Origin of the sequence: Phaeobacter sp. JH204B (assembly GCF_048055755.1) — a bacterium.
GTDB lineage: Bacteria > Pseudomonadota > Alphaproteobacteria > Rhodobacterales > Rhodobacteraceae > Phaeobacter > Phaeobacter bryozoorum.
Map to the genome: position 1 here is coordinate 183,525 of NZ_JAYMXF010000017.1, position 13,610 is coordinate 197,134.

At 60.2% G+C, this 13,610-nt stretch carries 11 protein-coding genes; 9 read left to right on the forward strand and 2 right to left on the reverse strand.

The window, feature by feature from the left end; all coding sequences use genetic code 11:
* The first annotated feature begins 2 nt into the window (after positions 1–2).
* The 3 genes from VXL81_RS09575 to VXL81_RS09585 are packed head-to-tail and all read left to right on the forward strand — an operon-like array spanning position 3 to position 3,830.
* Positions 3–311, forward strand: coding sequence for a sarcosine oxidase subunit delta (locus tag VXL81_RS09575; protein ID WP_340547678.1), 309 nt, complete (start codon positions 3–5; stop codon positions 309–311).
* A complete protein-coding gene (locus VXL81_RS09580; protein ID WP_416554005.1) occupies positions 308–3,274 on the forward strand; it encodes a sarcosine oxidase subunit alpha family protein in 2,967 nt (988 codons plus the stop codon). Before VXL81_RS09575 ends, VXL81_RS09580 begins: the two co-directional genes overlap by 4 nt.
* Complete coding sequence (locus VXL81_RS09585; RefSeq protein WP_416554007.1) at positions 3,267–3,830, forward strand: sarcosine oxidase subunit gamma; 564 nt, start codon at positions 3,267–3,269, stop codon at positions 3,828–3,830. The genes VXL81_RS09580 and VXL81_RS09585 overlap by 8 nt, the downstream gene beginning before the upstream one ends.
* A 21-nt stretch (positions 3,831–3,851) precedes the next feature.
* On the opposite strand, the gene VXL81_RS09590 is transcribed toward VXL81_RS09585, so the two are convergent.
* Together VXL81_RS09590 and VXL81_RS09595 are read right to left on the reverse strand one after the other, a co-directional pair.
* Positions 3,852–4,859: a GlxA family transcriptional regulator gene (locus VXL81_RS09590; protein ID WP_340547681.1), complete on the reverse strand. Its 1,008-nt coding sequence runs from the start codon at positions 4,857–4,859 to the stop codon at positions 3,852–3,854.
* Positions 4,856–5,752, reverse strand: a complete 897-nt coding sequence (locus VXL81_RS09595; RefSeq protein ID WP_340547682.1) for a LysR family transcriptional regulator — start codon at positions 5,750–5,752, stop codon at positions 4,856–4,858. The genes VXL81_RS09590 and VXL81_RS09595 overlap by 4 nt, the downstream gene beginning before the upstream one ends.
* 110 nt (positions 5,753–5,862) lie before the next feature.
* Between VXL81_RS09595 and VXL81_RS09600 the strand changes: the two genes are divergently transcribed.
* From VXL81_RS09600 to VXL81_RS09625, 6 genes are all read left to right on the forward strand, one after another.
* A complete protein-coding gene (locus VXL81_RS09600) occupies positions 5,863–7,314 on the forward strand; it encodes an aldehyde dehydrogenase family protein (RefSeq protein WP_416539610.1) in 1,452 nt (483 codons plus the stop codon).
* Positions 7,315–7,451: 137 nt separating this feature from the next.
* The gene (locus VXL81_RS09605; protein ID WP_416535481.1) at positions 7,452–8,441 is read left to right on the forward strand and encodes a membrane dipeptidase; all 990 of its coding nucleotides are present in this window, start codon (positions 7,452–7,454) and stop codon (positions 8,439–8,441) included.
* Positions 8,442–8,503: 62 nt separating this feature from the next.
* Positions 8,504–10,048 carry a BCCT family transporter gene (locus tag VXL81_RS09610; protein ID WP_340547685.1) on the forward strand — a complete coding sequence of 515 codons (1,545 nt, stop codon included), beginning with the start codon at positions 8,504–8,506 and terminating at the stop codon, positions 10,046–10,048.
* Between the two features lie 105 nt (positions 10,049–10,153).
* Positions 10,154–11,845, forward strand: a complete 1,692-nt coding sequence (locus tag VXL81_RS09615) for a hypothetical protein (protein ID WP_416554009.1) — start codon at positions 10,154–10,156, stop codon at positions 11,843–11,845.
* Positions 11,842–12,492 carry a DUF3726 domain-containing protein gene (locus VXL81_RS09620; RefSeq protein ID WP_416554011.1) on the forward strand — a complete coding sequence of 217 codons (651 nt, stop codon included), beginning with the start codon at positions 11,842–11,844 and terminating at the stop codon, positions 12,490–12,492. Before VXL81_RS09615 ends, VXL81_RS09620 begins: the two co-directional genes overlap by 4 nt.
* Before the next feature lie 63 nt (positions 12,493–12,555).
* The gene (locus VXL81_RS09625; protein WP_340547688.1) at positions 12,556–13,563 is read left to right on the forward strand and encodes an Ldh family oxidoreductase; all 1,008 of its coding nucleotides are present in this window, start codon (positions 12,556–12,558) and stop codon (positions 13,561–13,563) included.
* The last annotated feature ends 47 nt before the right edge of the window (positions 13,564–13,610 follow it).

Genomic DNA, 13,610 nt, shown 5'->3' on the forward strand with positions numbered 1-13,610 from the left:
AGATGATCATCAACCATCCGCTACTCGGCCCACGCGACGCGCAGGAATTCACCTATCTGGGCGATGCTGGCCTTATGAACCGCCCCTATTGGCTTTCGGAGACCGCGCTGCAGCAATTCCACGATTACCTCTATCTGCGTCAGAACCCGGCTGGGGAGCATCGCGAATTGTGGTTTCATGAACAGGGCGATCGTTCCTGGCTGGTCGTCACCCGCAATACGGTCACGCATGAGATACTGAAGGTTGAACTGGCGCGGGATGTTGCCCTTGCGAACAGAGCCGCAAACACGCCGCAGGAGGCGCTGCAATGAGTTCGCACCCCCCACTGAAAAACCGTCTGTCCGGCGGACTGATCGACCACGACACAGGCTTGTCGTTCCAATTCGACGGCAAGAACTACCAAGGCCATCAGGGAGATACGCTGGCGTCAGCACTGCTTGCCAATGGCGTGCGCCTGATGGGCCGCTCCTTCAAGTACCACCGCCCGCGGGGCGTGCTGACCGCGGGCAGCGAGGAGCCGAACGCCCTCGTTGAACTGCGGTCCGGTGGTCGTCAGGAACCGAATACGCGCGCCACGGTTATCGAACTCTACGCAGGATTGGAGGCCCAATCGCAGAACCGCTGGCCATCGCTCGAACATGACGTGATGGCGATCAATGACCGGTTCTCGAACTTCCTGACCGCAGGGTTCTACTACAAGACCTTCATGTGGCCCAAAGCATTCTGGGAAAAGCTCTATGAACCGATCATCCGCAAGGCAGCGGGCCTTGGCAGCCTGACCGGTGAGGCGGATCCCGACGCCTACGACAAGGGATATCTGCACTGTGATCTGTTGATCATAGGCGCCGGACCAGCCGGCCTGGCCGCAGCATTGACCGCAGGGCGCGCTGGCGCTCAGGTCATTCTCGCGGATGAAGATAGTCACCTAGGCGGTCGTCTGCTAAGTGAAACTCAGGCTTTGTCCGATATGTCAGGCCCGGACTGGGTGGCCCAGACACAGGCAGAGCTTGCGACGCTCCCGAATGTGCGGGTGATGCCCCGCACCACAGTCTTTGGCGCCTATGATCACGGTATCTATGGTGCGGTTGAGCGCAATGCCGACCATCTGCCAAAACCCGCAGCTGGCAAACCGCGTCAGACCCTTTGGCGGATCTATTCCAAACGCGCGCTGATCGCCACGGGAGCCATTGAGCGACCGATCGCCTTTGAAAATAATGATCGACCCGGCATTATGCTGGCGGGCGCGGTGCGTGCCTATGCCAATCGCTGGGCGGCGACCCCCGGCCATTCGGTCGTGGTGTTCGCCAATAATGACGATGCACATCAAACCGCTCGTGACCTCATGGCAAAGGGTGTCCAGGTCCCCGCGATCATTGACGTGCGACCGGATGCGCCAGCCCTGCCGGGAACCGAGGTTCTGGCAGGTGCCGAGATTACCGACACCAAGGGGCGGCTTGGCCTGACGTCTGTCACCCTGCGCCTGGCAAATGGGCAAACCCGAACAATCGCCTGCGACGCGCTGGCCATGTCCGGGGGTTGGAATCCCAATCTGGGCCTGACGTGCCACCAGCGTGGTCGCCCCGTCTGGAACGAGGCCATCCAGTCTTTTGTTCCGGCCGCAGGGCTGCCAACCGGTCAGCTGGTCGCCGGGGCTGCTATGGGAGATATGACCAGCGCACAGGCCCTTGCGGGGGGAGTCCAGAAAACGATCGAGGCGCTTGCCGATCTCGGCATCTCGGCCGGTGCAGCCGATCTGCCCCGTGCTGAAGGCGCACCCGTCTCGCTGACCCCGTTCTGGCAGGTCAAAGGCGCAAAGCGCGCTTGGCTAGATTTCCAGAATGATGTGACGGTGAAGGACGTGAAGCTGGCGCATCAGGAAAACTTCACCTCGGTGGAACATCTGAAACGCTACACCACACTTGGCATGGCCACCGACCAGGGCAAAACCTCGAACCTTGGCGCGTTGGCAGTGATGGCCGAGCTCACCGGCAAGTCAATCCCGGAAACCGGCACGACCATCTTTCGTCCGCCCTATACGCCGGTGGCGATGGGCGCTCTGGCGGGGCGAGCGGTGGGTAAGGATTTCCACCCAACCCGCCTGACACCCAGTCACAAATGGGCCGAGGAACAAGGCGCGGTGTTCGTTGAGGTCGGCAACTGGCTGCGCGCACAGTGGTTCCCGCGTGACGGTGAAACCCATTGGCGCCAATCCGTCGACCGCGAAGTGCTGCAAACGCGTAATTCGGTGGGCATTTGCGACGTAACCACTTTGGGGAAGATCGACGTTCAGGGCACGGATGCCGCGACCTTCCTCAACATGATTTATGCAAACGGGTTTGCCAAATTACCGGTTGGCAAGGTGCGCTATGGGCTCATGCTGCGTGAGGATGGTATCGCCTATGATGACGGCACTGCAGCCCGTCTTGCAGAGGATCATTTTGTCGTCACCACAACCACGGCCAATGCGGTTCTGGTCTATCGCAATATGGAATTCGTGCGTCAGTGCCTGTGTCCGGATCTGGATGTTCAACTGATTTCGACAACCGAGGCCTGGGCACAATATGCCGTCGCCGGGCCAAATGCGCGGAGATTGCTACAGAAGATTGTCGACCCAGAATTTGACATCTCAAACGAAGCGTTTCCCTTCATGGGCTGCGGCGAAATCACTGTCTGCGGCGGATGCCGCGCCCGACTGTTCCGGATCTCCTTCTCCGGTGAGCTGGCCTATGAAATCGCGGTGCCGACACGCTATGGCGACGCGCTGCTGCGGGAAATGATGGCCGCCGGTGAGGAATTCGACGTAACCCCCTATGGCACAGAAGCTCTGGGTGTCATGCGGATCGAAAAAGGACACGCCGCCGGCAATGAGCTGAACGGGACAACATCCGCACTAAACCTCGGACTCGGGCGCATGGTCTCAACCAGCAAGGACTGCATTGGCAATGTCCTCAGCCGACGCGAGGGGATGAATACCGAAGCGGCGCTGCATCTGGTAGGGCTTCGCCCCGTCAACAGCAGCGACAGCCTGCCCGCCGGGGGGCATCTGATGGCAGCCGACGGCCCCGTGGAGGCGGCACATGATCAGGGATATGTCACCTCCGCGGCCTATTCACCCATCCTGAAAAGCGCGATTGGCCTGGCTTTTGTCAAAGGTGGGTCGGACCGCACAGGAGAACGGCTGCGCCTTGTGAACCCGTTGGAAAACCAAACAGTCCTGGTTGAGATTGTCAGCCCACATTTTGTTGACCCGGAAGGGGAGAAGCTCCGTGCATAAGCTCAGTCCAATCAGCCCACTTGGCAGCGATACGGCCCGGATTGACCGGGTCGGCGACCTGACCATCTCAGAGGTGACAGACCAGGCCCTGGCCTCGATTACAGCGCGTAAAGATCAGGAAACGGCACTGCGGGCGGCTCTTGGTTCGGCGCATGGCATGACGCTTCCAGATGTCGGCACATCTTCAGACTCGGGGGGTATCTCCGTTTTTTGGACCGGACCCGCTCAATGGATGATCTCGGCCCCGCATGACCGCCATGAATTGCTGGCGCGTGATCTGAAACCAGTGGTGGGTGCGGCTGCCTCGGTGGTCGAACAGACCGATGGCTGGTGCCGTTTCGATGTCGCCGGTCCGACACTCTGCGATCTGTTCGAACGGCTCAGCAATGCACCTGTGCGCAATATGACAACAGGGCGCGTTATTCGGGGCACGTTGGAACATCTCGGCGTATTCCTTTGGCGCCGGGCAGAGGATCACATGGCAGTATTGGGACCGCGCTCCTCCGCGGCCTCCCTTCACCACGCGCTTATCAGCGCAGCTCATTCCATCGCGTAAAACCCGCCTGTCTGCGGTGACCTATCCCGCAGGCAGGGCGTCGCCGCTTTTTACGCGGAGGGAGTTTTTCGCCCGACGATCATTGATCGGCGTGACGCCAAAGCTCTCGCGGTAGATCCGCAGGAACGCGCCCGGCGTGCTGTAACCTACCATATAGGCGATTTCGGTGACCGAGGTGCTGGAATACAGCACCAGTTGACGCGCCTGATTCATCCGCATCATCCGATAGTATTTCAGCGGGCTCTGACCCGTCGCCTCCTTGAAACTGCGTTCGAGGGATCGCGCCGATACACCAATGGCATTCGCTACATCGCTGATTTGAATAGGGTCTTCGATATGCTCGGCAAAATGTTCAATGGCCTGCGTCACCTTCTTGGGCAGCAGATCCTTGCTCTTGGCTGTTGAAAACGCGGGTGTCTTTTGCGACGTCGTGGCGCTGCGCACATATGGATGCTGAAACCAGCAGGCAACTTCGGCCATGATATCGCCGCCCAGATGGTCTTCTATCAAGGTCAACATATAGTCGAAAACCGCCGTCGCCCCGGAAATCGTGGTGAAAGCCCCCTCATCGCAGATCACTGTGCTCAGCCTCTCGATCTCAGGAAATTCCGCTTCAAAAGCAGCCTCATAGCACCAGTGAACCGAGAGCGGGTCGCTCCCGACCAAACCGGTGCGTGCCAGCGGAAACACCCCCCCGCTGAAGGCTCCAAGTCGGGTCTTGTTCCGGGTAAGCCGCTGGAGCGCGGCATTGGCACGCGCCGATTGATCAAAGCGCGCATTAGGACCCGCCGCAAAGAACAGATAATCGTGATCCGTAAGATCGGCCAGCACACGATCCGGGCTGAACGTCACCCCTGCCGAGGACGCGACCGGCTCCGTTGTTTCGGCAACAACAGTCCAGCGAAACGCCTCCTTCCCGGCGATTTCATTGGCGGCCCTCAGCGGCTCGATGCAAGACGTCAGGCAAGCCATAGGGAAACCGGGAAAGATCATAATGCCAAGCGTAAGCGGCGTCTTGGTTAGGGTCACGACAGGCCTCCTTTGGTCAATTCGGCAGCACAGCTCAGGATGTGTTTTTCCAGCAAACGGGCCGCAGGAGACAGCGCCGTATCGGTTTTCCGAAGCAGGTGGATCTGGCGAGTCGCAAGCGAATCAGCCAATGGTCGGAACGCCAGCCCCGTCGCATTCGCGGCTCGCGCGGCCATCTCCGGCAAAATAGTTACCCCGATTTCAGCCTGCACCATAGCCATGATGGAGGTCAGGTTCTGTGCCTTCAACAGCGCCCTGTCGTGCAGCTCTCTGGATTGCTCCGCCTTGATGCTGGCCGACAGGCTATTGGCGATCAGCCTTTCGTTGCGCAGCATCTCCCATTCGATTTTCCCCTGCTCCTGCGCCAGCGGGTGACTGGGTGCGCAGATCACTCCGAACGCATCCGACAGCAAATGCTGGCTGTGCAATCCAGAGCTGTTCTGGCCTAGTGTTGCAATGCCGATGTCGATGCGTTCACGGGACAGCTCATGCAGAACCGAGATCGAGTCCATATCTCGCAACTCAATATCTACATTCTTGAAATCGTTGATGTACCTGGAAAAGACCAAGGGCATGACGGTGCCGGCGACCGATGGAACCGTGGCTATGCGGACATGTCCGTGGGTGGCCTTGGCATAGCCCTCTATGGCTTTGACCATCGTATCGTATTGCTGCAACTCGCGCTCTGCTTGTTCCAGCACAAAGGCCCCAAGGGCGGTCAGCCTGTTCTTACGGTCGGTTTCAAACAGCGGTTCGCCAAGATGGGTTTCCAGCTGCTTGAGCATCATCGATACGGCAGAGGGCGTGCGCCCAAGAATACCGGCAGCATCACTCAGGTTTCCACTTCGAGCGACTGCAGCAAAACCGCGGAGCAATTCAATTTTCAAAGCCATGAGCACTAACTTCAGAGTTTCTGAAATGATGTTCAGTAATTTGAGTTTGATTGAAGTGGCCGCGCATGTCCATACCCATGGAAACTGAATTCTGTGTGAGGCCTCCGACCATGACTGATATCCAAAAGAACCTGATTGCCGGTGAATGGCTGGCTGGTGAGAGCGAAGTTGAGAACCGCAACCCATCGGATTTGAGCGACCTCGTTGGTATCTTCGCGCAGGCCAGCGCCGATCAACTGGATGCGACATTGGACCAGGCGCAGGTGGCCCAGCGTGAATGGGCAGCCTATGGGCTTGAGCGTAAGCAGGCCGTGCTGAACGCAATCGGCAACGAGATGATGGCCCGCGCCGAAGAACTCGGCACGCTCCTGAGCCGTGAAGAAGGCAAGCCGCTGGCCGAGGGTAAAGGCGAAGTTTACCGCGCCGGCCAGTTCTTCACCTATTACGCCGCCGAATGCCTCCGCCAAATCGGGGAAAACGCCGACTCCGTGCGTCCCGACATCGAGGTGGATGTGCGCCGGGAAGCGGTCGGCACCGTGGCGATCATCAGCCCTTGGAACTTCCCGACCGCTACCGCCTCCTGGAAAATCGCGCCGGCGCTTTGCTATGGCAACGCCGTGGTGTGGAAACCGGCCAACATCACCCCGGCATCAGCCGTCGCGCTGGCCGAGATCATCAACCGGCAGGATATCCCCAAGGGCCTGTTCTCGCTGGTCATGGGCTCCGGCCGTTCCATCGGCCAGCGTCTGGTCGAAAGCCCCAAAGTGAACGCGATCTCCTTCACCGGCTCGGTGCCGGTGGGCAAAGGGATTGCTGCCGCCGCCATCCAGAACCTGACCAAGGTGCAGATGGAGATGGGCTCCAAGAACGCTCTGGCGGTGATGGACGACGCAGATCTGGATCTGGCCGTCACGCTGGCCCTCGGTGGCGCCTTTGGCGGCACCGGACAGAAATGCACAGCCTCCTCCCGGCTCGTGGTCCACGCGGCCATTCATGATGCCTTTGTCGACAAACTTGTCGCCGGGGCACAGGCCATGAAAGTGGGCCACGCGCTGGAAGCGGGCGTGCAGATGGGGCCGGTGGTCAGCGAGCAGCAGCTGAACGAGAACCTGGCCTATGTCGATCTGGGCAAATCCGAAGGTGCCGAACTCGCCTGCGGCGGCCAGCGTCTTCAGATGCCGCACGAGGGCTTCTACATGTCCCCTGGCGTTTTCCTCAACACCACCAACGACATGCGCATCAACCGCGAGGAAATGTTCGCGCCGCTGACCAGCGTGATCAAGGTCGGCAGCTATGACGAGGCGCTGTCGGTGGTGAATGACACCAACTTCGGCCTGACCTCGGGCATTGTCACCCAGTCGCTGGCGCGCGCCACCCATTTCCGCCGCAACGCGCGCACCGGTGTGGTCACTGTCAACCTGCCAACCGCAGGCACCGACTACCACGTGCCATTCGGTGGCCGCGGCGACAGTTCCTATGGCCCGCGCGAGCAGGGTAAGGCCGCGGCGGAGTTCTATACCACCGTCAAAACCGCCTACATCAGCGCCGGCAAGCCGGTCTGAGACTGAATTCTTGGCAGCGCCGCATCGCCGGCCTGCCAGTTTGCGGACGCGCCCGCCCTCCTTGTTTCCCCCGAGGCGGGCGCATCCTGCCTGGCATTACAGGCCGGGTAGTGGACTTTGAAAACCGAGGTGCTTGAATGACCGGATATCGTATCGACTGCCTGCAATATGCCAATTGGTCGGAAAAAATCTTCCGCCAGCTGCGCGAGGGCAACGTGGACGCAATCCATGTCACCATTGCCTATCATGAGAACTTCCGCGAGACGGTCCTGAACTTCGAAAAATGGAACCGCTGGTTCGAACAGTTCCCCGACCTGATCATGAAGGGGCAGTGGGCCTCTGATATCGACAAGGCCCGCGAAACCGGCCGCACTGCAGTGTTCTTCGGTTTCCAGAACCCATCGCCGATAGAGGACGACATCGGCCTGGTGGAGATCCTGCACACGCTCGGCGCCCGCTTCATGCAGCTCACCTACAACAACCAGTCGCTGCTGGCGACGGGGTGTTATGAGGCCGAGGACATGGGCATCACCCGCATGGGCAAGCAGGTGATCAAGGAGATGAACCGGGTCGGCCTGGTCGTGGATATGAGCCATTCCGCCGACCGCTCCACCATCGAAGCAGCGGAAATTTCCAGCCGCCCGATCGCCATTACTCATGCCAACCCGCATGAATGGTCGCCGGCCCTGCGCAATAAGAAGGATGATGTCATCCGCGCAGTGACCGGCCACGGCGGGATGCTGGGCTTCTCGGTCTATCCGCATCACCTGAAGGACAAGTCCAACTGCACGCTGCAAAGCTTCTGCGAGATGATTGCCCGAACCGCCGAGAAATTCGGCGTTGAACATCTCGGGATCGGCACTGACCTTTGCCAGGACCAGCCGGACAGCGTCGTCGAATGGATGCGTGTGGGTCGTTGGACCAAGGAGATCGACTACGGCGAAGGCTCCAAATCCGCGCCGGGTTTCCCGCCAATGCCCAGCTGGTTCGAAGACAACCGCGACTTCGGAAATATCGAAGACGGGCTGCGCAAGGTCGGCATGAACAACGACGAGGTATCAGCTGTCATGGGAGGCAACTGGTATCGCTTCTTTGAAGAGAATTTCGGTCCAAAATCGGGGGATTAAAGACCGGGATAGACAGAAATATCGGCCCGACCAGTGCGCGGGCCAACCAATGGGAGGGAAAGATGTCAGAGACATCTATGGAGACAACACCGCAGGAGAGCCGGATCAACAAGCCGCTATTTCTGCTTTCAGGCGGTTTTATCGCGCTATTCTGTGCCGCAGCACTGGTCAATCTTGACGGGCTGTCGGCACTGGTCGACTGGGGGTTCAACATCTCGGCGACCTATTTTGGCCTGTACTGGCAAATTCTACTGCTTGCGACCTTTCTGATCGGTTTGCTGCTCTGCGTCCTGCCCGGTGGGCGCGCTATTCTCGGCGGGCTGGCCGCGCCTGAATTCACCACGTTCCAGTGGGGATCCATGGTCATGTGTACTCTGCTTGCTGGTGGTGGCGTGTTCTGGGCTGCCGGGGAGCCGATTGCGCATTTCCTCTACTCGCCTCCCCTCTACGGGGCCGAAGGCGGTAGCGAAGCCGCCGTTACCCCCGCTATCGCACAAAGCTTCATGCATTGGGGGTTTCTAGCATGGGCGATCCTCGGTTCGCTCTCCACGGTCATGCTGATGCATTATCACTATGAAAAGGGCCTGCCGCTGGCCCCCCGGACGCTGCTCTATCCGGTGTTCAAGGACAAGGCTATCAACGGCCCCATCGGGGTGATCGCCGACGCATCATCGATCATCGCCGTGGTAGCGGGTACCGTCGGTCCGATCGGCTTTCTTGGGCTTCAGGTGAGCTATGGTCTCTCCGATCTCTTCGGCATCCCGGACGTTTTTGCCACTCAGTTCGTGGTGATCGGCGCACTGGTGGCGCTCTATACGATCTCGGCGATGACCGGCCTGTCGCGCGGCATCCAGATGCTGTCCAAGATCAATGTGATCCTGGCCGCCGTGTTGCTGGTCTATGTGCTCATTGCCGGACCTACCGGTTTCATCTTCGGATCGTTCTTCTCAGGTTTTACGACCTATCTGGGCAACTTCTTCCAGATGGCGCTCTATCGCGGTGATGCAGGCATATTCGGCGCTCCCGGCTGGCTGGGATGGTGGACCGTGTTCTTCTGGGGCTGGTTCATGGGCTACGGGCCACTGATGGCAATGTTCATTGCCCGCGTGTCACGCGGACGGTCGATCCGGTCCATCATCATCATGCTGTCGATCATCGCACCCATCGTGACCAACTTCTGGTTCACCATCATCGGGGGCACGGGCATTGCGATGGAACTGGCTGAGCCCGGCACCATCTCCGCAGCTTTCGAAGGCTTCAACCTGCCTGCGGCACTACTGGCAATCACGAACAATCTCCCGATGGGTTTCTTGATCTCAATCCTGTTCTTGATCCTGACCACGATCTTTGTGGCCACGACCGGAGATTCGATGAGCTACGTGATTTCCGCTACAATGACCAACGGCGACACCCCAAGCATCGCCGTACGTGTTTTCTGGGGCATCGCCATGGGTGTGATGGCGGTCATTTTGATCTCCGTCGGTTCCGGTGGCGTATCAAAACTACAGAGCTTCATCGTGGTCACCGCGGTTCCGGTGTCGCTTATTCTTCTGCCATCGCTCTGGGATGCTCTGCGCATCACATTGGCAAAAGGCAAAGAGAACTGAATAGCTGCCGGGCGCTGCTGGCGCCCGGCCCACCCATCCAAACTGCCCGACCTGTTCAGATCATACGGGATACGACTAACGACCTGATTACAAAGGCCAATCCGAATGACCGACATTCTCTGCCGTGAACCGAACACCGTCATGCGTCTGGCACGCCTTGGCTCTATGCACCAGTCGCGCCTGTCATTCATGCGGGTGCTGACCCGTCGTCTGGCGCGCGAAGGCTGGCGATTTGAACAGACCGCATTTGACATAGACGACAGCGGTCAGGGCCATGCAGTCTACACCGCATATGGGCCGGAGCGTGCATATTCCCTGGTCGCCTTTGCCCACGACCTGCCGCCTGAAAAACGCTCCGACCGAGTGATTGCAGAGGCCTGGGACGCCACTTTCACACTATTTGACGGCATTCCTTCTGACGCGGATATCGCGCGGCTGTCACAGAATATCCCCGTGCAGGAAGCCGGACGTGTGTCCGGGTCGGAGCTTTCTGTATCCCGCGCCAACCGGTCGGTGCGCCTCTGGGAACATGTGGTCAGCGCATTGGCCTCTGGCCAGCAGCCCTCCGCAGAGCAGATCGACGCCGTCGGCTATCTAATGCGGACAACGGCGGTCTACGGGTCCGGCAAACTGGGTGCGGCTGACCGCGAGATGATCGCGGAACGTCCCGAATTCCGTGCGCCGTTCCAGGTTGAGATGCTATCGGTCTACCTGACCCGCTGGTTTGTCACCGATCTGGTCCAGCATATGGCCGATTGTCGCGCCAAGGCTGAGGGCACCACCGCCGCAAAACTGGCTCCGGATCTGGCCCGGTCCATGGGGATCGGCAATTCCACCGGCCTTGGAATGGCGCCGTTTCTGCTCAACCACCCGGTGCTATTCAACAACTGGGTCGCGGCGCGCGAAAAGGCGATCCAGGCGGTGCGCAATATCGAGGAAGCGCATCCGGACGATATCGCTGTGTTCCGCTCTCTGGTGGCACGCAGCAAGCTGACAATTGCAGATTGGCAGTCACAGCATCCGATTCAGATCCAGAAACTGAGCGCGCTGCGCGCCGACGCTGATCAGGTGACCAGCTACCTGGAAATCCAGACGCTGGCCGGTCCGAAGCCCTGGGATGCCCTCTACCGCTGGGCCGAAGAGACGCTCTCGCTCGAGGGTCAGGAATGGATCGCGTCGCTGATGCTGGAGCCCTACGGCGGGCTTGTCGATGGCTTCGCCGAAGATATGTCAGCAGATAACACCGCAACCTTTCGCATTGCGGGTGCTATGACCATTGGCGATCTTCGCAAGATCCTGCGGGACGTATACGCTTGGGCCATCGACACAAACTGGCAGGCCCCAGAGAACAAGGCACGCGCCTGGTATGTTTCGGAGGAAAAGCTCGAACCCCGTCTGGGTGAGCGCTTTGAGGAGCCCATCGAAGAATATGAGCAGCCGCTGGCACCGGGTCGAGATGCCGCGATGTTGTACCAGGCTCTGGCCCACTGGCCAGACGAGGCGCAGGTTGCAGATTTCCTGTTGCGCCATTCCGAACACCGCCATGTTCTGCGCCGTGTTCAGATCGTCGGCCGCGCGCCCTACGCGGAAATCCGTGACAACACGATTTCCGATCAGGTCCTGCCGATCGATATGCTGCGCTGCAAGCTGGCATTCTTTGGCGCGACGAAATTTGATCCCCGGTCAGATCGTTGGGTGCGGATTTGCATGTATGGCAATGCTCCGCTGCCCACCGAACTCACCGTTGAGAACGCGGAATTCTGGGTATTCCCCGAACTGGAAGAGGGGCTGGCATGAGCCATTCGTTGAATGAAATCGAGGCCATGAGCAAGCGCGCCGCCCGTGGCGCAGGCCTGTCCTGGGGATTGGCAGAAGAGGCCGCCAAGGGCACGCGCTGGCTTTCGTCTTTTGGGTTTCCCGGCACCGAGATGCTGGCAGATCTGCTGACGATGAATGATCGCATTCCCTCGATTGACGTATCGCCCGTTTCGCTGCGAGCCGAGGTCTGGCACGCCCCTGCCCGCCGGATGAGCCCCTTGATCGCCGGTGCAGCACTCAGCGATTGTGCCGTGCGCCTGCTGGAGCGCGGCAAGATCACGATGGAGAACGTCAATTTTCCCTTGCTGGCGGTGCCCTTCATGGGCGGCGCGGCCTTGCGACTGGGCCGACCGGTTGCCGCCGAATGGCAGGGCGCGCGCCTGGCCACCGATGGCAAGCGGCTCTGCGTGCAGGGCTCCAGCGAGACGCTGCACAGCCGGCTGGCGGAACGGATGGTATTCTCCGCCCCTGCGGAGATGACCGGCCAGCAAGAACCGGTGATGCGCGCAAGCGTCTCCAACGCAAGCTGGGACCAGCTGGGCAAGTTTGCCCATCGCACCTTTGCCCCGGCGACCGAGGAAAGCCGCCTGCGCGGCGCCGGGGCCGGCCTCAGCGACAACGACTGATCCACCCATCGACTGCCGGTCAGCCCGGCATTGACCCGAAGACTGAAAAACAGAAAGCCCGATATGACCGCAACCGAAACCCTGACCCTTGCCGAAATCGAAGACCTGGCCTTCCGCGTGTTGGTCAAGGCCGGCACCTCCGAAGCCAACGCCCGCCCCCTTGCTGTTGCAACCGCCATGACCGAAGCCGATGGCGTCGCCTCGCACGGGCTGGCCTATATCCCGATCTATGCCCAGCATGTCGAATGTGGAAAGGTGGATGGTCAGGCAAAGCCGGTTGTGGATCAGCCCCGCCCGGCGGTTGTCACCGTGGACGCAGCGACCGGTTTTGCCCATAGCGCCATTGATCTCGGCTTTGAAAAACTGATCCCGCTGGCCCGCGAGATGGGGGTTGCGGTTCTGGCGGTGAACAACTCCTACAACTGCGGTGTCCTCGGAGTTCACACGCAACGGCTGGCGCAGGCAGGATTGCTTGGCATCGGTTTCACCAATGCGCCCGCCTCGATCGCGCCCTCCGGCGGTGCGAAGCCGGTTGTCGGCACCAACCCCTTCTCGATCGCGGCCCCGGACGCAGACGGGAATGCCGCTCTGCTGATCGACCAGTCCGCCAGCACAATTGCCAAGAGCGAAGTGATGAAACACGCCCGGGAGGGCAAAGCGGTCCCCGAAGGCTGGGTGCTGGATGCTGACGGGCAACCAACCACCAATCCCGAGGCCGGGCTCAAGGGGTCAATGGTTCCTTCCGGCGGATACAAGGGCGTCGGCATCGCCTTGACTGTTGAACTGATGGCGGCTGCCATGACCGGCGCGACCCTCGGCTCCGTCGCCAGCCCCTTCTCTGGCACCGCGGGTGGGCCACCAAAAACCGGCCAGTTCTTCATTGCGATCGATCCGGCAGCAACCTCGGGCGGCGCATTCCACGACCGGCTGACCGACCTGATCGCATCAATCCATGATCAGGATGGCGCACGGCTGCCGGGCGATGGTCGTCGTGGCTGCCGCACACGCGCCGCGTCTGAAGGCGTCGCCGTGAACGCCGCACTGCTGGAGAAGGTCCGCGACCTTCTCTGATCCGTCGCGAGGAACACAAGACACCACGATAAAGGAGGCCATATGGC